The organism is Rhizobium brockwellii (assembly GCF_000769405.2).
Taxonomy (GTDB): domain Bacteria; phylum Pseudomonadota; class Alphaproteobacteria; order Rhizobiales; family Rhizobiaceae; genus Rhizobium; species Rhizobium brockwellii.
Genome location: NZ_CP053440.1, coordinates 208,721 through 227,314, shown reverse-complemented (window position 1 = coordinate 227,314; position 18,594 = coordinate 208,721). Strand labels below are relative to the sequence as shown.

At 61.1% G+C, this 18,594-nt stretch carries 15 protein-coding genes; 7 read left to right on the top strand and 8 right to left on the bottom strand.

The window, feature by feature from the left end; genetic code table 11:
* Nucleotides 1–3 precede the first annotated feature (3 nt).
* Together RLCC275e_RS24640 and RLCC275e_RS24635 are read left to right on the top strand one after the other, a co-directional pair.
* Nucleotides 4–3,996 carry a non-ribosomal peptide synthetase gene (locus tag RLCC275e_RS24640; protein WP_033183484.1) on the top strand — a complete coding sequence of 1,331 codons (3,993 nt, stop codon included), beginning with the start codon at nt 4–6 and terminating at the stop codon, nt 3,994–3,996.
* Complete coding sequence (locus RLCC275e_RS24635; protein WP_033183092.1) at nt 3,993–5,345, top strand: lysine N(6)-hydroxylase/L-ornithine N(5)-oxygenase family protein; 1,353 nt, start codon at nt 3,993–3,995, stop codon at nt 5,343–5,345. The genes RLCC275e_RS24640 and RLCC275e_RS24635 overlap by 4 nt, the downstream gene beginning before the upstream one ends.
* On the opposite strand, the gene RLCC275e_RS24630 is transcribed toward RLCC275e_RS24635, so the two are convergent.
* Nucleotides 5,318–6,037: a 4'-phosphopantetheinyl transferase family protein gene (locus RLCC275e_RS24630; RefSeq protein ID WP_033183093.1), complete on the bottom strand. Its 720-nt coding sequence runs from the start codon at nt 6,035–6,037 to the stop codon at nt 5,318–5,320. The genes RLCC275e_RS24635 and RLCC275e_RS24630 overlap by 28 nt on opposite strands.
* A 209-nt stretch (nt 6,038–6,246) precedes the next feature.
* Here RLCC275e_RS24630 and RLCC275e_RS24625 point away from each other — a divergent pair, with 209 nt between their 5' ends.
* Together RLCC275e_RS24625 and RLCC275e_RS24620 are read left to right on the top strand one after the other, a co-directional pair.
* Nucleotides 6,247–8,124 (top strand): HAMP domain-containing methyl-accepting chemotaxis protein, encoded by a 1,878-nt coding sequence (locus tag RLCC275e_RS24625; RefSeq protein WP_033183094.1) that lies wholly within the window; start codon nt 6,247–6,249, stop codon nt 8,122–8,124.
* Between the two features lie 190 nt (nt 8,125–8,314).
* Nucleotides 8,315–8,704 carry a RidA family protein gene (locus tag RLCC275e_RS24620; protein ID WP_033183095.1) on the top strand — a complete coding sequence of 130 codons (390 nt, stop codon included), beginning with the start codon at nt 8,315–8,317 and terminating at the stop codon, nt 8,702–8,704.
* On the opposite strand, the gene RLCC275e_RS24615 is transcribed toward RLCC275e_RS24620, so the two are convergent.
* The 6 genes from RLCC275e_RS24615 to RLCC275e_RS24590 all read right to left on the bottom strand — a co-directional run bounded on the left by RLCC275e_RS24615 (nt 8,701) and on the right by RLCC275e_RS24590 (nt 14,761).
* A complete protein-coding gene (locus RLCC275e_RS24615) occupies nt 8,701–9,282 on the bottom strand; it encodes an NAD(P)H-dependent oxidoreductase (RefSeq protein ID WP_033183096.1) in 582 nt (193 codons plus the stop codon). The two genes, RLCC275e_RS24620 and RLCC275e_RS24615, sit on opposite strands and share 4 nt — an antisense overlap.
* Nucleotides 9,279–10,688: an FAD-binding oxidoreductase gene (locus RLCC275e_RS24610; protein ID WP_033183097.1), complete on the bottom strand. Its 1,410-nt coding sequence runs from the start codon at nt 10,686–10,688 to the stop codon at nt 9,279–9,281. Before RLCC275e_RS24610 ends, RLCC275e_RS24615 begins: the two co-directional genes overlap by 4 nt.
* Nucleotide 10,689: 1 nt before the next feature.
* Nucleotides 10,690–12,003, bottom strand: coding sequence for a cytosine deaminase (locus tag RLCC275e_RS24605; protein ID WP_033183098.1), 1,314 nt, complete (start codon nt 12,001–12,003; stop codon nt 10,690–10,692).
* Nucleotides 12,003–12,845 carry an ABC transporter permease gene (locus RLCC275e_RS24600; protein WP_033183099.1) on the bottom strand — a complete coding sequence of 281 codons (843 nt, stop codon included), beginning with the start codon at nt 12,843–12,845 and terminating at the stop codon, nt 12,003–12,005. The genes RLCC275e_RS24605 and RLCC275e_RS24600 overlap by 1 nt, the downstream gene beginning before the upstream one ends.
* The gene (locus RLCC275e_RS24595) at nt 12,845–13,669 is read right to left on the bottom strand and encodes an ABC transporter ATP-binding protein (RefSeq protein ID WP_033183485.1); all 825 of its coding nucleotides are present in this window, start codon (nt 13,667–13,669) and stop codon (nt 12,845–12,847) included. Before RLCC275e_RS24595 ends, RLCC275e_RS24600 begins: the two co-directional genes overlap by 1 nt.
* A 75-nt stretch (nt 13,670–13,744) precedes the next feature.
* Entirely contained in the window at nt 13,745–14,761 is a 1,017-nt protein-coding gene (locus tag RLCC275e_RS24590; RefSeq protein ID WP_033183100.1) for an ABC transporter substrate-binding protein, read from the bottom strand.
* Between the two features lie 184 nt (nt 14,762–14,945).
* Here RLCC275e_RS24590 and RLCC275e_RS24585 point away from each other — a divergent pair, with 184 nt between their 5' ends.
* Nucleotides 14,946–15,935 carry a LysR family transcriptional regulator gene (locus RLCC275e_RS24585; protein ID WP_033183101.1) on the top strand — a complete coding sequence of 330 codons (990 nt, stop codon included), beginning with the start codon at nt 14,946–14,948 and terminating at the stop codon, nt 15,933–15,935.
* Here RLCC275e_RS24585 and RLCC275e_RS24580 read toward each other — a convergent pair.
* Entirely contained in the window at nt 15,898–16,764 is an 867-nt protein-coding gene (locus tag RLCC275e_RS24580; protein WP_033183102.1) for a creatininase family protein, read from the bottom strand. The genes RLCC275e_RS24585 and RLCC275e_RS24580 overlap by 38 nt on opposite strands.
* A 234-nt stretch (nt 16,765–16,998) precedes the next feature.
* Here RLCC275e_RS24580 and paoA point away from each other — a divergent pair, with 234 nt between their 5' ends.
* Both paoA and RLCC275e_RS24570 read left to right on the top strand, forming a co-directional pair.
* Entirely contained in the window at nt 16,999–17,646 is a 648-nt protein-coding gene (paoA, locus tag RLCC275e_RS24575; protein WP_130707968.1) for an aldehyde dehydrogenase iron-sulfur subunit PaoA, read from the top strand.
* Nucleotides 17,643–18,593, top strand: a complete 951-nt coding sequence (locus RLCC275e_RS24570; protein ID WP_033183104.1) for an FAD binding domain-containing protein — start codon at nt 17,643–17,645, stop codon at nt 18,591–18,593. The genes paoA and RLCC275e_RS24570 overlap by 4 nt, the downstream gene beginning before the upstream one ends.
* Nucleotide 18,594: the final 1 nt, after the last annotated feature.

Sequence of the window (18,594 nt, the reverse complement as noted above, 5' to 3'; positions counted from 1 at the left end):
CGGATGAACAAGCAGATCACAAACTTTGCAGATGCCACCCCGACCGATGTCGCAACCGATGCGGTCTTCGAGAGCTTCCCGCTGACGATCGCGCAGAAGCGTATCTGGTCGCTGGAGCAGATCGGCAACGGCACCGTGTTTCCCGACCAGGTTATTTCGCTGCGATTGAGCCCGGCCGTCGGCGTCAAGACCATTGCCGGCGCCTGCCGGGCGCTCGTGGCGCAACATCCGTCGCTTGCCACCCGCTTCCGCAGGCTGGCGGGCGGCCGCGTCGAGCAATACTGCGGCGCATTGACCGCGGTGCCGATCGAGATTGTCGGCGAAGGCGCTGCTCTTGCGGAGGCCGATGCGTTGGCCGCCCAGAAAGCCTTCCGCGACGGGCGCTTCGATCTCCTTGCTGGTCCCCCGGCGCGTGTTCAGATTGTCTTGCTTGCCGATGGGCAGTCGCTTCTGACCATCGTGCTTCATCCCGTGATCTCGGACGATCGCGAGAAGTCTATTCTTGCCAGCTCCCTGACGCGAATTCTCGACGGCGCACCCGCCAGCGAAACGCAGCTGGCCGAAATCTTGGCCGGGACGCGGGAGGCTGAATGGCTGCAGACCGAGCAGGCGCAGGAATCCCTATCCTATTGGCGGAACACGATCGGTCTCGATTATTCGGCCTCGACCTTTCCCACCCGCTTCAACAGCGGCGGGCTGGCAGGTGTGGCTCGCGCTCAACATCGATTTTCGATCGAGCCGGGTCTCTGGGAAAAGCTCGGTCGACATGCGCAGCATAATGGATATCAGGTCGAGCGCGTGCTTCATGCCGCCTTTTGCGCGCTGCTGGCACGCTACAGCGGCAACTATGCTTTGCTGACCGGGCTCCTGATCGCGCGGCCGGAGAGGAAACACCTTGCGAACCGCGGCCGTGCCGAACAGGTCCTTCCCCTCATCCTGTCGCTGAAATCAAAAAGCTCTCTCGACGATGTCATCGCAGCGATCTCATCGGCAACGGAGGAGGGGCTCGCCCAGCTCGTTCCGCTGGAGCGCATCACCCAGGAGCTGGCCGTAGACGAAGCGGCTGCCCAGGAAGCCGTGGTCAAGGCCCTGTTCGAATTCCGCGAGCCGTATTCGATCCCCGGGCACGCAACCAATCTGGAACCGCTGGGCGCGCGCGCCGACAGCGAGCTTTCCCTGGTGATCGAAGCGGGTCTGGATGGGGCCGCATCCGGGCTGATCGATTATGCACAGGATCTCTACGACAGCGCTCTGGTTGGCCGTGTCTCCCGCCATTTCACCCTTGTGCTCGAGCAGATCGTCGCGCGGCCGAATGTGCGGATCAAGGATATCGAACTCGTCGGCAGTGACGAGCTCGACCAGTTGTCGGCGCCCTACGAAGACGAGGTGGTCAACGACGACAGGCCGGTCCACGAGCTGATATCAGTCCATTCACGCCAGACGCCGGAGAAGACGGCGATCGTCTACGGCGACGAGGAATGGAGCCATGGCTGGCTTGAGGCCAACACCAACCGTCTCGCACATCGCTTACGTCAGCTGGGTGTTCGCGCCGAGGTGACGGTCGCCATCTTCATCAAGCGCTCGCCCGAGGCGATCGTCGGGATCCTCGCGACGCTGAAGGCGGGCGGCGCCTATATCCCGGTCGAGCCCGACCACCCGCCGGTCCGCAACCATCACATTCTGCGCGATGGCGGCGTCAAGATCGTTCTGACCCACAGCTGGCTTCGCCATCGGCTGCCGGAAGAGCTCGACACCATTATCCTGGAACTCGACAAGATCGACCTCGACGGCGAGCCGGATACGCCGCTTGATGTGCCGATCCACAAGGATCAGCTCGCCTATGTCATGTACACGTCAGGATCGACGGGATTGCCGAAGGGCGTGGCCGTCGAGCACGGGCCGCTGACGCACCATCTGCAGAACACCTCGCGTGTCTATGGCATGAGTTCGGCCTCCCGCGAGCTGCCGTTCCTGCCTTTCAGCTCAGATGGCGGGCACGAGCGATGGATGAACCCGCTGATGGAGGGCGGCAGTATCATTCTTCCCGACCAGCCGCTGTGGACCCCGGAAGAGACATTGACGGCCATGCGCAAGCACGGCGCCAAAAATGCGAGCATTCCCACAACCTATCTGCAGCAGCTGGCGGAATGGGCCGACATCACCGACGGTGCGCCGCCGATGCGGCTTTACTCCTTCGGCGGCGAGGGGCTGGCGCAGCCGACCTTCGATCTTCTGTCGCGGGCGCTGAAATCGGAATGGCTGATCAACGGCTACGGGCCAACCGAAACCATCATGACGCCGATGGTCTGGAAGGTGAGGGCCGGCACGAAATTCCAGGGGGTCTATGCTCCGCTCGGCCGCGCTGTCGGGTTAAGGCGCGTCTATGTGCTCGACCCCGATCTCAATCCGTGCCCGATCGGCGTGACCGGCGAGCTCTATATCGGCGGCGAAGGTATCGCACGCGGCTACCTCGGCAAGCCGGACACGACGGCGGACCGCTTCATCCCCGATCCGTTCTTCACGGAGGGCGGCCGGCTTTATCGTTCCGGCGACCTGACGCGTTGGCGTGATGACGGGACCGTCGAATTCGTCGGTCGTGTCGACCATCAGGTGAAGCTTCGTGGTTACCGGATCGAACTCGGTGAGATCGAAGCGGCGCTCCTGCAGCAGCCCGGCGTCGGCGAAGCCCTGGTTGTCCTGCGCGATGGCGATGCCGGCGGCGAAAAGGCACTCGTTGCCTACGTCGTTCCCAAGAAAGACGAGACGTTGGACGTCGAGACGATCCGCGCGGGCCTCGAACGCAGCCTGCCATCCTATATGGTGCCGGCTGCGGTGGTCGAACTGGAGAAAATGCCGACCAATCCGAACAGCAAGCTCGATCGATTTGCGCTGCCAGCGCCACAACCGGTCAAACGCACCATCGTCGAGCCGGCGACCGCGCTCGAAGAGGAGGTGCTGGATGTCTGGCGGCAGGTTCTCAAGCTGGAAGCAATCAGCGTCGAGGACAATTTCTTCGCGATCGGCGGCAACTCGCTTGGTGCGATCCGCATCCTTTCGCAGCTGCGGCAGCGCCGGCCGAAAACCCCGCTCACCGTCGCCGATATCTTCAACAATCCGACCGTGCGCTCATTTGCCGGCGTGATGGAGCAGGGTGACCAACGGGATCTGTCAGAGGTGATCGTGCTGCGTGCTTCCGGCGCCAAGCCGCGGCTCTATTGCTTCCCAGGCCTTCTCGTCAGCACCCGCGAATACGTCAAGCTCGTCGACTATCTCGGAGCCGATCAGCCGGCGACCGGCTTCATTTGCCACTCGCTTTCCGAGAAAAAGGCCGTCGGCGCCCCGGTCGAAGAGATCATCGAGAGCTATGTCGACTATATCATGACGCATAGTCACGGAGCGCCCTGCTATTTCCTCGGCTGGTCGTGGGGTGGGCTTCTGGCCTATGAGGCTGCCCGCGCCCTCGGTGATCAGGTCGACGTCAGGATGATGGCGATGGTCGATGTTTGCGACCTCGGATCGGAATTCGCGATCGGCGCAAAGCCGAGGTTCCGGCCGGGCGAGCGCGATGAGCTTCATCGAGATGTGCAGGCATGGCTTGGAAGAACGGCGATGCGTCCCGAATGGGACCGGCTGCTGTCGACGATGGACGCGGATACTTACGACCAGTTCCTGCGCTTTGTCGGCGACGAAAAGGACCCGCTTCCAAACGACGGGCCTGATATCAGCAGCCGCGAGCATACCTTCTGGGTGCTTATCGACAATGCCCTGATCTTCCGCAAGCACCGGCTCGTTCCCCACGATGTGCCGATCTATCCCTGGGCTGCCGACGACAGCCTCAACCGCGGCCTCAACCTGATCGACTGGCGCCGCCTGTCGCCGCGGGCGCGTGCGGCCGAAATCATCACCGGCACCAACCATCTGCACATGATCGGGTCTCCCGCCTTCCACTCAAGGCTTGCCCTGCGTCTCAAGGAAACAGAGAAGGATATCGCATGACCGTCGCTTTTAGCCGCAGGGATGCCGAGCCGCTGGATATTGCTGGCATCGGCATCGGCCCGTCCAATCTGAGCCTCGCCTGCCTGTTCGAGTCGGTGCCCGAGATCGGAAGCCGTTTCTTCGAGCGGCGAGACTCGTTCGACTGGCATCCCGGCATGATGATGCCCGGCGTCGAGCTGCAATCGTCCTTTCTGAAAGACCTCGTCACCCCGGTCCTGCCGACCAGCCGCTGGTCATTCGTCTCCTATCTGGTTGCCCATAAGAGGCTCTACGCTTTCCTGAACGCCAATTATGAGGCCGTCCCCCGGCAGGAGTTTGCACGTTATCTCGCCTGGGTCGCCAACGGCGTGGACGGCCTGCGCTTTGGCACGGAGATCCGCGACGTCGAGCACCGCGACGACCGCTTCTTCCTGCGGTTCGACAATGGGCAGGACGAAGCGCGAAACCTGGTGATCGGCACGGGTTCTTCACCCTTCGTGCCTGACTGGGCAAAACCGTTTCTAGGCGCCGATTGCTTTCACAACAGCGAGGCCAAATCGCGTCTCAGCGATCTCGCCGCCGCCCGCATCGTCGTGGTCGGCGGCGGTCAAAGCGGTGGCGAGGTCGTCGAAGCCCTGCTTACCGATCCCGGTTCCATGACGGAGCTGACATGGATCAGCCGGCGTCATAATTTCGAGCCGATCAACGATACGCCATTTTCGAACCAGGTCTTCTCGCCGGAATACGTGCAGGCCTATCTGAAGCTCGGCGGCGAGCAGAAGCAGGCCGCTTTGAAGAACTCGATCCTGACCAGCGACGGCTTGTCGATTTCGACGATTCACTCGATCTACCGCCGCCTCTATGCCTTGCGTTATCTCGAGCCGAGCGCACTCAATGCCTCTCTGGCGCCCAATCGCGACGTGATTCAGATGGAGCGGAACGGCAATGCCTATCGGCTCATTGTCAGGAACCAATTCGATGGTGGAATCGAGGTGCTTCATGCAGATGCGGTGGTGCTGGCCACCGGCTACCGGTTCCGGTTGCCGGATGCTCTCGGCTCGCTGGGCGAAAGGATAACACTCGACAGAAACGGCTATCCTCTGCTCAATGACGACTACACGATGCAGTGGACGGGTCCGCGGAACAACCGGGTGTTTGCGCAGAATGCGGGGCGCTATTCGCACGGTATCGCCGACTCTCAGCTCAGCCTCGTGGCTTGGCGCAGCGCAACCATCGTCAATACCCTTCTCGGCCGACAGCATTTCGATGCGGAACCCGACAATGGGCAACTGGCCTGGGCGACGGAGACCGCTTCCACAATGCCTCATCAGCTCCGAGCCGGCTATTCGGACGGCATGCTATCGTCCTGAAATAGCCGTGTAGAAATGCCAGGGTGGCCGGATTGAGAGCAGGCAGCCAGCGCAACGACATGCTGGCTGCCGCTTTCGACCAGACGGTGATGCCATCGCCGATCGCAATCGCCGCCATCGACCATGACAGGGATGCCATCCTTCCAGGAAAAGGCAATGTTGCGAGGATCCTCGCGCAGCCCGACGCCGAGTGCCTTCAAATGGCTCTCCTTGAGCGTCCAAAGTGCAATGGCCGTGCGTGCGCGTTCGCGCGCAGGCAATTCCATCAGCCACCGCCGTTCATCTGCACTGCAATAGCTATCCACTGCCGCCTCCTCGATCTCGACGTCGGCGCGTTCACAGTCGATTCCTAGGTGATCACATCCTGAAGCGACAGCGACCGCCACAAGACCGTCAGCATTAGAGAGGCTGAACTGCGGCCTCTCACGCCCCTCAAGCCTCAGCTTGCCGTGCCTGTCCGCGGACAATACGAGCTTGCTCGGCGATGTCCCGGTATGCACGCTCAAAAGCCGCCGTAGCAGATACCGGCCGGCAATGAACGAGGCCCGATCCCGGTCAAACCGGTAGGTCGCGGCTCGCTCCCGTTCATCTTGTGAAAGCGAGGGCATCCAGCGGTTCACGTCGCCTTCGCTCTCGGAATACGGCCAAATAGCGATTTCAATGCCGGCAGGTTGATCTTCAGATTGGGGCATTTTTGCTCGTTGTGGCTGCTATTTCCCTGAATTTTCAGGAACTCTGGGTCGCAGCGCGTTTAATTGATCGCGGAAGTATTGGTCAACTCAGAAGATCTTCGGAAATGAAGCGGGAACATTTTTTAGTTAATACTAAATTATCGAATCCGGTGCGACATTTTGCATCAGCCGGCCCCCGGTCGATCCAAATGCCACTCGTGGAGACTCGCATGAAGCGCCCGAATATCAAACAGGCCCTGATCCTGAAGCTGTCGATCATAAGCTTGTTCATGGTCTGCCTGTCCTATGTCTCGCTGAGCACGATTTCGACACTTCGTGCCAATACCGAGCAGATCGGGACCTTCTGGATGCAGCGGCTTGTGACGGCCCGCGAGATCAAGGATGACTTCCTCGACCTGAAATTGGTCTATGCCCAGTACCTCCTGGAGGATACAGCAGAGGAGCGGAATGTCGGGCAGCAAAAAATCAACGCCGCCGGCGCCGCGCTGGACACGGTTGTCACCAAATACGAAAAAGGTGTCCGCACCGAGCGGGGGCGCGAACTGATCAATCAGATCAAGCCGGAACTCGCCAAATATCGCACGCTGGCAGAGCAAATGATCGCGTCTGAAAATGACGGGAAGACGCCCGAAGCAATCCGTCTCTTCAAGGAAAATATGGAGCCGCAAGCCGAGCTGGTGAACAAGGCGGTGGCGGATCTGGTCGCTTTCATTCTCAGCCAGGCCGAAGGCTTTGTGACCGCGAGCGGTGATTCCGCACAATCCGCTTTCCTGCTGACGGCCGCGATCGCAGGGCTGGCCGTGCTTCTTGCCATAGCCGGCATCTTCTTTGCGATTTCGGGCATCGCCAACCCAATCCGAAGCATCGCTTCCGCCATGAGGCGCTTGTCGGATGGCGATCTTGCCAGTGATATTCCCCATGCCGGTCGCGCCGACGAAGTCGGCGAAATGGCCGGTGCGGTTGAGATCTTTCGTCAGAATGCCCTCAACGTCGTCAGGCTCGAGAAGGAAGCCGCCGAATCCCGCAGCGAGAGCGAGGCCGCGCGCGCCGCAGCCCAGCAGCGCGCCGAACACGAGGCGGAACAGTTGCGCTTTGCGACCACGACTTTGGGCGGAGGTCTCCGGCGGCTTGCAGCAGGCGACATATCCTTCCAGCTTTCGGAGCAATTTGCGGCCGAATATGAAGCCTTGCGCGAAGACTTCAACGCCTCGCTCCGGCAATTGGGTGCGACGATCGGCGCAGTGCTCGAGACGGTGCACAGCATCGATAATGGTACCGGTGAAATTGCATCTGCCGCGCAGGATCTTTCCAAGCGCACCGAACAACAAGCAGCCTCTCTCGAGGAGACGGCTGCAGCCTTGGACGAGATCACGTCGAATGTGACGATGGCGACCAAACGCACCGACGAGGCGCGCAATGTGGCCAAAGAAGCCGATATCAGCGCTCAGCGGTCGGCAACGGTCGTCTCGCAGGCGGAACAGGCCATGCGACGCATCGAAGACAGTTCACAGCAGATTTCGAACATCATTGGTGCAATTGATGAAATCGCCTTCCAGACGAACCTCCTGGCGCTGAACGCCGGCGTTGAAGCCGCCCGTGCGGGAGAGGCGGGCAAAGGTTTTGCCGTGGTCGCCCAGGAGGTCCGCGAGCTTGCCCAGCGGGCAGCTCAAGCCGCTAAGGAAATCAAGGGCTTCATTCAAAAGTCATCGACCGAAGTGGAAAATGGCGTGAAACTGGTTCTCGAAACCGGAACGTCGCTGAAGTCGATCGGTGAGTACGTCGTCCAGATCAACCAACTCATGGATGCGATTGCCACATCGGCGCGCGAGCAGTCGACGGGACTTGCCGAGATCAACACGGCAGTCAATCAGATGGACCAGGCGACCCAGCAAAATGCCGCGATGGTCGAGCAGTCGACGGCTGCCGTTGCCTCATTGTCCTCCGAGGCAGGCCGCCTGCGCGATCTGGTCAACCAGTTTCAATTGGACGGCGACAAAAGCGCGGCGGACGGGCAGCGCAGCGGACGGGCCTTCGAAGGCAACAGGTCAATCCACCTGGTCGCTTCGCGGCGCGTGACGCAAAGATGAAACGCGGCTGACGTCAGATTAGGTGCCGCGGATATTGAACTGGCACCTGGACGATCCTCGGCCCCTCCGAGGCGGGTTGTCCCTCATCATTCCTCGCAACGCATCATCAGCGGCAGCGATATTCTCATATCCCGCCGCATCCTGTAGGGTCGCCGGATCTGCGGCCCTATAGGAAATTTCAGAGCGATCGATGAAGAAAACCTTCAATCCGGCCTCGGTGCGCCGGCCTTTCGGAAATTACAATCACGGCCTGCTGGTGCCGCCCGGCGCAGCGCTTCTGGTCACGTCGGGCCAGCTTGGTATCGGTCTCGACGATGCTGTTCCGAGCGACATCACTGCTCAGGCGGAACTCTGCTTCGAGGCGATCAAAGCGATCCTCGAAGAGGCGGAGATGAGTTTTGCCGATGTGATCCGCATTTCGGGCTTCGTCACCCGCCGCGAGGATTTCCCGGCCTATATGGCCGTGCGGGATCGCTATACGCTCGATCCGAAGCCGGTTTCCACCTTGCTGGTCATCGGTGGCTTTACGCGCCCTGAGTTCCTGGTCGAAGTGGAAGTGACGGCCGCGAAAATATTCTAGAATCGCTCCATCGCGTTTCCGACGCGGGCGAGGAACTTTGCCCGCGTCTCCGACGTGCAATTGTTCATGTCGTAATGGGCGAGGAACGTCACCGGTCTCACCGGATTGATCTGCGCCCTCAGCACGCGCTTGACGATCTTCTTCGGCGGATTGCCGGCTGCAAAGGCCCGGAAGGGCGTTGCGCCATAAGTCAGGACGGCGGCGAGCTTGCGGATGTGGCGCAGCCGCGATTCCACCTTGCCGTTGACCAGTTCGAAGGAAACGCCCGGCAGCCAGACTCGGTCGAAATATCCCTTGAGGATTGCCGGAAAGCCGAAGTTCCAGATCGGGGTGCAGATCACCAGCCCCTCGGCCGCCTTCAACCTTTCGACATGCGGTTCCACCAGCTTCAGATTTTCCGGATAGTCGTGATAGATGAGCCGGTCGCGGCGCGAGAGCACCGGATCGAACTGCTCTTCATAGAGGTCGCAGCCATCCACTGTATGCCCGGCCTTCTCAAGGCTCTCGACGGTCTGCCGGTAAAGCGCCTTGCCGTAACTTTCCTCGACCGGGTGAGAGTGGAGGACGAGAACCCTCATGAAGCCTCCATCAGGGCCGCCAGGCCGGGGAAGAGATAGTTCTTGCCGGCGTTGAAATCGAAATCGGGATTTTCCCACGCGATCATCTTGCCGGGATTGAGCAGGCCCTTCGGATCGGTTTCCTGCTTGAAGGCGAGCTGAACCGCATCGGTGCGCTTCATGCCGCCCTCTTCCAGCGTATAGCGGTGCGGGTTGAAGATCGGGCATCCATTGTCCTGGTGGATCTTGATGATCTCCTCCAGCCGCTCTTCGGTGGTATAACGCACCAGCGGCAGGCCCGAGCACTGGATCTGGCCGTCGAATTTGATGAATTCGAGATGACCCGGCACCTCGTCACCGAAGATCTCCACCATCTTGCGGACCTTGGCGACATGATCGGGTCCCGGATATTGAACCTGCAGATAGGTGAAGCTCGGGTCGACCTTCAGCGCACGCAATGTCGTGTGGTTCCAGGCAAGCTCGTAGGCATGCGGGATGCCGCGCATGCTTTCCACCTTGTCGGAGCGGAACATGATCTCGCCCTTCTGCGCCGCCGTGAAGGCAAGAAAGGCATCCATGGAGTGCGGTGCGATCATCAGCACGACGATCGATTGGCCCTGACGGATGTAGGGCTTGTGGCGGGTGAAATAATCGAAAGGAATGGGAGCGGCGATCGGGGCGATTTCCTTGACGAGGATGCCGTTGCACTTCGCCAGCGCGTCGGAGAAGCGCACCGCTTCCATGAAGTCGTCATAGCCGACGAGCACGTCGACCCAGTCATAGGCAGGTGCAAGCGGCATCTCGATCTCGGTGATGATGCCGTTGGTGCCGTAGGCGTGGCTCACCTTCTGGAGATCCCAGCCGGTGAGATCGAGGACGCGCGGTTCGGCCTCCATGGTGACAACACGCAGGCGCAGGATGTTGCCGAGGTCGCGCAAGCCGCCCCAGGTGATCGAGCCGACGCCGCCCGAGCCGCCGGCGATGAAGCCGCCGACCGTCGCCGTCTGCGCGGTGGAGGGGTGGAATCGCAGCTCCTGGCCGGAATGCGCCTTGGTCTGCTTGTCGAGCTGGGCAAGCACGATGCCCGGTTCGCAGATGACCCGGCCGGGATGGATCTCCTTGATCTTGTCCATGGCTGCAAGGTTCAGCACGATGCCGCCGGAAAGCGGCATGGCCTGGCCGTAATTGCCGGTGCCAGCGCCGCGCGGCGTGACCGGCACGCCATGGGCATAGGCGACCTTCAGCGTTCGAATGACCTCTTCCTCGGTCTTCGGCGTGACGACGAGATCGGCCGTTACATTGTCGAGCTGCGCCTTCAGGATCGGCGAGTACCAATAGAAATCCCGGCTCTTCTGGCGAACAAGCGCGGGATTGTCCTCAACGGCGATGCCCTCGAGTTCCTTTTTGATCTTCTGATAATCGGCCATGTCAGGCTCCAACGACGCTATCGAGTTCACGGTAATCCGGCAGGCTGCGGTCGATCACCTTGCCGCGGCGAAGCACGACGCGGTCAGCCTGGGGACGGGACAGGAATTCACTCCAGCGCCGCGCGCTGAAGAGCACGAGATCGGCCGGATCGCCGGCGGCGATACGGCCCTTGTCCGGTCGTCCGACGATGGCGGCGGGCGAGGTGGTGACGACGCGGGCGGCGGTATCGAGCGGATGGTCGAGATGCAGAATCCGCACGGCCTCGCGGAAGACCTCCACTGGATCGAGATCACCATAGGCGTAGAAGGGGTCACGGGTATTGTCGGATGCGACCGCGGTCGCGACACCGGCGGCGGCCAGCTCCTTGAACAGCGTGACGCCGCGCCAGCGCGGAGTGCGGCCGGGATAGCGATCCTGCAGATACATGTTGCACATCGGCAGTGAGATGACCGCGATACCTGCCTTGGCGACCAACGCGACGGTGCGCGCGGCGGTGTCTTCGTCCTGGCGGGCGAGCGAGCAGCAATGACCGGCGGTCACCTTGCCCTCGAACCCGTTGCGCAGCACGGCCTCGGCAATTGCCTTCAGCGTCTCGGCGCCACGATCATCCGTCTCGTCGACATGCAGATCGACATCCAGGCCCTGCTCCGCGGCAGTCCTGAAGAGCGTGTCGAGCTGCCAGACAAGCTCTGGCCCCATCCGGGTGACGCCGCCAAGCAGGCCGCCGTTCTGTCGGATTGTTGTGACGAGATCGGTAAAGAAGGTGCTGTCTGCCATGGCATCCAGCGGGAAGAGGGCGACCGCCTGCAGCGCGATCCTGTCCTTCCAGGCATCCCGGATTTCGGCAAAAACCTCGAAGGATATGCGATGCTGGGGCGCAAGCGAATCCAGGTGCGTACGGATCAGGCTGGTGCCATGGGCGTAGGCGGAGCGGAGCGAGAATTCCATGCGCCGTTTGACGTCTGCGGCTGACCAGTTGGCCTCCCGGTCGGCCCTGACGGCATCGAGCGCGCCCATGAAGCTGCCGTCGGGATTGGCCTGGCGCGGCCAGATATGGCCCTTGTCGAGATGGGTATGGATATCGGCAAAACACGGCCAGACCATGCCGTCCTTGAGATCGATCCTGGCATAATCAGCGGGTGCGGCGCCCGCAGGCCGGATGGCGGCTATTATGCCGTCGCTGATGACGATATCGACCGTCGCCAGCCCTTCGGTGACCGGCACGCCGACATGCTCGAGGGTGACGGCGGGCACTGTCGCATTGCTCAGCACGAAGCGGGCCGCATTCGGCGGGGATATGAAGGAATAGGTCATCAGTTTTCCCGTTTGATGCTGCTTTCATGCCAGCGATGAAGGCTCAGCCAGGCAATGAGAGTGGTGAGGCCGAAGATCGCTACGCCAAGCATGGAGAGCATCAACAGCGCCGCGAAGAGCCGCGGGATGTTCATCCGGTACTGCGCTTCCAGCAGGCGGAAGGCGAGACCGGAGCCGGCACCGGCGGAGCCCGCGGCAAATTCAGCGACGACGGCGGCGATCAGCGCGAGCCCGCCGCCGATGCGAAGACCGGTCATGAAATAAGGCTGGGCGGCCGGGATCTTCAGATGGATCAACGTCTGCCAGCGCGAGGCGCCATAGAGCTCGAAGAGGTTGATGAGGTTATGATCGACGCTCTTCAGGCCCTGCACCATGTTCGACAGGATCGGGAAGAATGCGACGAGGAAGGCGCAGATCAGCAGCGCGACCTGCGTCGACGGCGCATAGATCAGGATCAGCGGCGAGATGGCGACGATCGGCGTTACCTGCAGGATGACGGCAAGGGGATAGAAGGCAAGCTCGATCCAGCGCGATTGCACCAGGAAGATTGCAAACCCCACACCGCCAATCAGCGCCAGCATCAGCGAGATGAAGGTGATCTTGGTGGTGACCCAGAGGGCCGGCGCAAGCGTCCCCCAATCCGTCACGAAGGCGTTTGCCACAGCGGCCGGTCCTGGCAGGATATAGGGTGGCACGCCGGACAGTTTCACATAGGCGTACCAGACGAGGATCAACAGGGCGATGACGAGGAAGGGGATGGCGATGCGCAGCGCAAGATCGCGGCGCCTTGCGCTTGGTGTACCCTTAACGAGCAGCGGCGATATGTCTGTTTCGTCACTCATCAATGATCCCCTGCCGAATTGATCGCCCCGATCAGCGAATGCGATACCGTTTCGCAGGCCTTGCGGTATTCTTCCGAGGTGCGGTAGTGCGCGTCGCGTTCGAGGCTGGTGATCAGCGGGACGTCAGCGTGCACACGCCCGGGCCTTGCCTTCATCACGACGATGCGGTTCGAGAGATAGGCGGACTCGAAGACCGAATGCGTCACGAAAATCACTGTAATGCCGGTCGCCTTCCACAGCCGCAGCACGTCGTCGTTGAGCTTCTGGCGGGTGATCTCATCGAGCGCGGCGAAAGGCTCGTCCATCAGCAGCAGCTTCGGCTTCGTCACCAGCGCACGGGCGATCGAGACGCGCATCTTCATGCCGCCGGAAAGTTCGCGCGGATAGGCCTTGGCAAAATCCTGAAGGCCGACGGTGGTCAGTACTTCCATGATCTGATCATGCGCGGCTGCCTTCGAAACGCGCCTCAACCTCAGCGGCAGATGGACATTGTCGAACACGTTCTTCCAGGGCATCAACGTCGGCTCCTGGAAGACAAAGCCGATATCGCCCTCCGGCAGACCTCTGGAATTGATGCGCGAACTCGGCCAGTCGATCGTTCCCGAGGTGACATCGCCGAGACCGGCGATGATGCGCAGCGCCGTCGACTTGCCGCAGCCGGAAGGGCCGAGCAGGCTGACGAACTCGCCGCTTTCGACCGTGAGCGACATGTTCGAAAGGGCGACAGTGCCGCTGGAAAAGACCTTCGAAACCGACTGCATGACAACAAGCGGCCGCTTGCGCGTCTCTTTCGGGGATACCGCCTGGGCGTCTGCTGGGAGCATTGCTGTCTCGTTCATGCGGGGAGGATACGGCCCGCCACGTCCTCAATGGCGGACCAGGAGAGCCGTCGGGTCGGTCTACTTCTTCAGTGCCACGCCGGTGCTCTTGCAGACGAACTTCGTCGTAAACGCTTTGGTGTAATCCGTCTCCGGCTTGAAGACCTTGATCGCCACCATCTCGTCGAAGAACGTCTTGTAGTGCGCATCGGTGATGCAGCCGATGCCCTTGTCGAGGCTGTCGCCGGATTCGATGATGCCGTATTCCTTCATCTTGGCGATGGAGTAGGCGAGCTGGCCATCCGTCATTTCAGGATTATCCTTCTTGATCAGTTCGTTCGCCTTGGTGTTGTCGCCGTAGAGATAGTTGTACCAGCCTTCGATCGAAGCATCGACGAAGCGCTGCACGACATCGGGCTTGCCGTCGATCATCGCCTGCGTCGTCGTGATCATCGTCGAATAGGGCGAATAGCCGTTGTCGGCGAGCAGGAAGACCTTCGGCTCGAAGCCTGCCTGCTTCTGGATCTCGTAGGGTTCCGAAGTCAGGTACCCCTGCTGGGCAGAGTCCTTGTCTGCGAGGAAGGGGGCGGGACTGAAGTTATAGGGCTTGTACTGCTCGTCCTTGAAGCCTTTGAAGTTGGCCTTCATCCATTCGAAATAGGTGAGGTAGCCGTCCTTGCTGAGGAACAGCGTTTTCAGCTTGGCGAGATCCTCGAACTTGTCGACGCCGTTGCCTGGATGGGCGATTAGCACCTGCGGATCCTTTTGGAAGATCGCGGCGACATCGACCAGCGGAATGCCCTGTTCGACGGCGGATATCTCGCCCTGCGGGCCGCCCATGTAGAAATCGAGCTTGCCGGAGATCAGCAGAGCGCTGTTTGCAGCATTCGGGCCGCCCTGGACGATGGTGACGTCGAGGCCGTATTTTGCATAGGTGCCGTCGGCAACGGCTTGGTAGAAGCCGCCATGTTCCGCCTGGGCAAGCCAGTTCGTCCCGTAGCTCACCTTGTCGAGGGCAAGCGCCGGCGAGGCGGCGGCAAGCATCGAGGCGAGGCCGAGACAGCTCAGGAATTGCGTCTTCATCAGTGCTTTCAACATGGTCGGCAGTTCCCCTTTTGTGGCCGAGGGAAGCCTTGCTCGGCTCCCTTTTGAGGGAATTTGAGCCATTGCCATGCGCTTTGAAAAGCATCAAAATTCGTTCACATTGATGCCTTTTCGGCATCCCTGGAAAAGCTGAAGATAATTTGTGCGTCCTGCGCAAAATTTATGCATTGGAGAGATCATGTTGCACTCCAGACGCCTTCTTTACATCAACGAGATCGCCCGTTGCGGTTCGATCCGCAAGGCGGCCGCGCGCCTCAACGTGGCGTCTTCGGCGGTCAACAGGCAGATTTTGGCGCTGGAGGAGGAGATCGGGGCGCCGCTTTTCGAGCGGCTGCCGCGTGGCCTGCGGCTGACGGCTGCCGGCGAACTTTGCATCGAACATATCCGGGACGTGCTGAAGAATTACGAGCGCCTCGAGGGGCGCATCCGCAGCCTCAAGATGCAGCAGGCAGGGAAGGTGCGCATGGTGACGACCGTTGGGCTTGCCGCCGGGCCGCTGCCCGAAATCATCGCGCGCTTTCTTTCAGAACATCCGCGCGTCTTCGTCCAGCTGCGCAACGACACCGGCGGCACGACGGCCAGCCCCGTTGTATCCGGCGAAGTGGATATCGGTCTCGGCTTCAACATCCCCGCCACTCCAGGCATCCGCACCCTCGGAAATTTCGATATCCCGATCGGTGTCGTGCTGCCGCCGGGACATCACCTGATCGGCCCCGGGCCGATCAACCTCGCCGATGTCACCCAGGAAAAACTGGTTCTGGCGCAGCCAGGCACCAGCCTGCGCGAGGTGATCAACCTTGCTTTTGCGCGCCTGCCCATCTCGGTCGAGCCGGTGCTGGAAACTAATGCATCGGAGATGCTGAAACAGCTGGTCAAATGCGGCACGGGGCTCACGCTGCTCAATCCGCTCGACGTCATCACCGAATGCCGGCGCGGTGAACTCGTCTTCCGGCCGATTGCCGAGCCGCATGCGCGTTACCAGCAGATGAAGCTGTTTGCGCGCGCCCGCGCGCCCCTCGACGCGGCCACCAGCCTTTTCGTCGAATATCTGCTCGCCGAACTGCTCGGCCTGGTGCAGGAATTGCAGGCCAAGGGTCATATCCCACCCGATGTGAAACCCGCGGCTGAACCTATTTCACATAAAGATTTGAAAGCGGATAGGCCTTGAGGTCCTGGAGCAGCTCGACGAACCCCTTGACCTGATGGCGGCAGATCGCCTCGCCCTTTTCGGCTTTGGCGATCGAGGCATCGCCGACCACGCCGAAGGGATTGAGGTCATGCGCGATCCAGGCCAGCGAATGCGGCGGCAGAGGCTGAAGAAATTTGGACTGCTCCCGCATCCCTTCGGCCTTCGAGGCAAAGTTTTGAGCCTTGTCCATCCGCACCAGTTCGGGGCGGAAGTGCAGCATCAACGACGTCTCGACATCGCCGCCGTGGATGCCGTATTTGCTCTCGTGATCGCTGACCATGCCTTCCGGATGACCGAAACGGCCCCATTGCGTGGAGACCACCGCCATTTGATAGCGCACGCGCAGTTCGCGCGCCACGATGCTCATGATGTCGACATTGCCGCCGTGGGAATTGACGATCACCATCTTCCGCAGCCCGGCTTCGGCAACCTTTGCGCCAATCGCCGTCCAGACGGGGATGAGCAGCTCGGCACTGAGCGACAGCGTGCCGGGGCCGTAGATGTGTTCGTTGGCCTTGCCGATCTCCTGCGTCGGAAGGACCAGCATGTCCAGATCCTCCGGCCGCTGCCTCTTCAGCTCCGCCAGCATGCCGGTCGCGATGGCGACATCCGTTGCGATCGGCAGATGCGGGCCGTGCTGTTCCGTCGAGGCGATGGGCAGAACGGCAATCGTGGTCTCGGGGGAGAGGCCGGCAAAATCATATGTATTGAGCTCATTCCAGTAAAACGGCGTGGGCATGCGGTCTTCCCCTTTCGTCACCTGCTTCGATAGGGAGTAGGGAATAAAGCTAAGCCGGAAAAGCATCATTTTTTGCGCATGGCGCTGCTTTTTTTCGCGCGCATCGGCGGGAGTTACTCCGCCAGCGCTTCAGCATCCAAACCAACTTCATTGAAGTTGTAGCTCGCGGCATCTTATGACCGCGGCCCGGGGAATTCATGAGCCAGATCGATAACCGTATGCAACGGAACGGGCCTAATCAGAGGGCGGAATTGCACTACCTCAGCAGACGGCGTTGACGCGCGCCTATGTCCAACGAGCAAGGTGGAACAGTTCATGCCAAGCCAGACACAACTGGAACTTTCCCGTCGAGATCTACTTATCTCGTCGGCCGCAACGATTGCGGTCACCGGAGCCGTCGCGCCCGCGGCGGCACAGTCCCCAGGAAATGAAATGGCCTATACATCGAAAGTTTCCTTCGCGGTTAACGGTGAGAAGCGCGATCTCGAGGTCGACAACAGAACGTCGCTGCTCGACGCGCTGCGCGAGCACCTGCATCTCACAGGCACGAAAAAGGGATGCGACCACGGCCAATGCGGTGCATGCACCGTCATTGTCGACGGCCACCGCATCAACTCCTGCCTGACGCTGGCGGTCATGCACGAAGGCGATCAAATCACCACGATCGAGGGCCTCGGCCAGCCTGGAAACCTTCATCCGATGCAGACGGCCTTCGTCAAGCATGACGGCTTCCAGTGCGGATACTGCACGCCGGGACAGATCTGTTCCTCCGTGGCAGTGCTCGAAGAGATCAAGGCGAACATACCGAGCCACGTCACCGGCGATCTTACGGCTGAGGCGGCTGTCACTCCGGCCGAGATCCGCGAACGCATGAGCGGCAACATCTGTCGATGCGGCGCCTATTCCAACATTATCGATGCCATTTCGGAAGTCGCGGGGATCAAAGCATGAGAGCCTTCACCTATGAACGTGCCTCGTCCGTCGAGACCGCGGCCAAGGCGGCAGCCTCCAATCCTGAAGCCAAATTCATCGCCGGCGGCACCAACCTCCTCGACCTGATGAAGCTCGAGATCGAAACGCCGACGCATCTGATCGATGTCAACGGTCTCGGCCTCGACAAGATCGAGCCCACGCCGGAGGGCGGGCTGCGCATCGGCGCTTTGGTCCGCAACACCGCTCTTGCAGCTCACGAAATCGTTCGCCGCGACTACGGCCTGCTTTCCAGGGCGCTTGTCGCGGGCGCCTCAGGCCAACTGCGCAACAAGGCGACGACGGCCGGCAACCTCCTGCAGCGCACGCGCTGTCCTTATTTCTACGACCCGAACCAGCCGTGCAACAAGCGGCAGCCGGGCAGCGGCTGTTCCGCCATCGGCGGCTTCAGCCGTCAGCATGCAGTGGTCGGGGTAAGCGAGAGCTGCATCGCCACCCATCCGAGTGACATGGCCATCGCCATGCGGGCGCTCGATGCTGTTGTGGAAACGGTCAAGGCCGACGGCAGTCGTCGCGCGATTGCGATCGCCGACTTTCATCGGTTGCCGGGCGACACGCCTGATATCGAGACCGTTCTTCAGCGCGGCGAGTTCATCACGGCGGTCCTGCTGCCAACACCGATCGGCGGCAAGCACATCTATCGCAAGGTCCGAGACCGCGCCTCCTATGCCTTCGCGCTCGTCTCGGTCGGAGCCGTGATCCAGCCGGATGGAACAGGACGTGTCGCCGTCGGCGGCATCGCCCATAAGCCGTGGCGCATCGAGGCAGCCGAAGCCGAGCTGCCGAAAGGTGCGCGCGCGGCGGCAGACGTCCTTCTTGCCGGCGCCCGTCCGACCGAACAGAACCGTTTCAAGGTGGACCTGGTCGGGCGCACGCTCGCCGCGGTCATTGCCGAAGCAAGGGGTTGAG

Bases quoted from the DNA above. Each gene is read 5' to 3' on its own strand.
- RLCC275e_RS24585 (WP_033183101.1), top strand. From the start codon at position 14,946: ATGTTGCACTCCAGACGCCTTCTTTACATCAACGAGATCGCCCGTTGC.
- RLCC275e_RS24580 (WP_033183102.1), bottom strand. From the start codon at position 16,764: ATGATGCTTTTCCGGCTTAGCTTTATTCCCTACTCCCTATCGAAGCAG.
- RLCC275e_RS24595 (WP_033183485.1), bottom strand. From the start codon at position 13,669: ATGCTCCCAGCAGACGCCCAGGCGGTATCCCCGAAAGAGACGCGCAAG.
- RLCC275e_RS24570 (WP_033183104.1), top strand. From the start codon at position 17,643: ATGAGAGCCTTCACCTATGAACGTGCCTCGTCCGTCGAGACCGCGGCC.
- RLCC275e_RS24590 (WP_033183100.1), bottom strand. From the start codon at position 14,761: ATGTTGAAAGCACTGATGAAGACGCAATTCCTGAGCTGTCTCGGCCTC.
- RLCC275e_RS24640 (WP_033183484.1), top strand. From the start codon at position 4: ATGAACAAGCAGATCACAAACTTTGCAGATGCCACCCCGACCGATGTC.
- RLCC275e_RS24630 (WP_033183093.1), bottom strand. From the start codon at position 6,037: ATGCCCCAATCTGAAGATCAACCTGCCGGCATTGAAATCGCTATTTGG.
- RLCC275e_RS24625 (WP_033183094.1), top strand. From the start codon at position 6,247: ATGAAGCGCCCGAATATCAAACAGGCCCTGATCCTGAAGCTGTCGATC.
- RLCC275e_RS24600 (WP_033183099.1), bottom strand. From the start codon at position 12,845: ATGAGTGACGAAACAGACATATCGCCGCTGCTCGTTAAGGGTACACCA.
- RLCC275e_RS24615 (WP_033183096.1), bottom strand. From the start codon at position 9,282: ATGAGGGTTCTCGTCCTCCACTCTCACCCGGTCGAGGAAAGTTACGGC.
- RLCC275e_RS24620 (WP_033183095.1), top strand. From the start codon at position 8,315: ATGAAGAAAACCTTCAATCCGGCCTCGGTGCGCCGGCCTTTCGGAAAT.
- RLCC275e_RS24605 (WP_033183098.1), bottom strand. From the start codon at position 12,003: ATGACCTATTCCTTCATATCCCCGCCGAATGCGGCCCGCTTCGTGCTG.
- RLCC275e_RS24610 (WP_033183097.1), bottom strand. From the start codon at position 10,688: ATGGCCGATTATCAGAAGATCAAAAAGGAACTCGAGGGCATCGCCGTT.
- RLCC275e_RS24635 (WP_033183092.1), top strand. From the start codon at position 3,993: ATGACCGTCGCTTTTAGCCGCAGGGATGCCGAGCCGCTGGATATTGCT.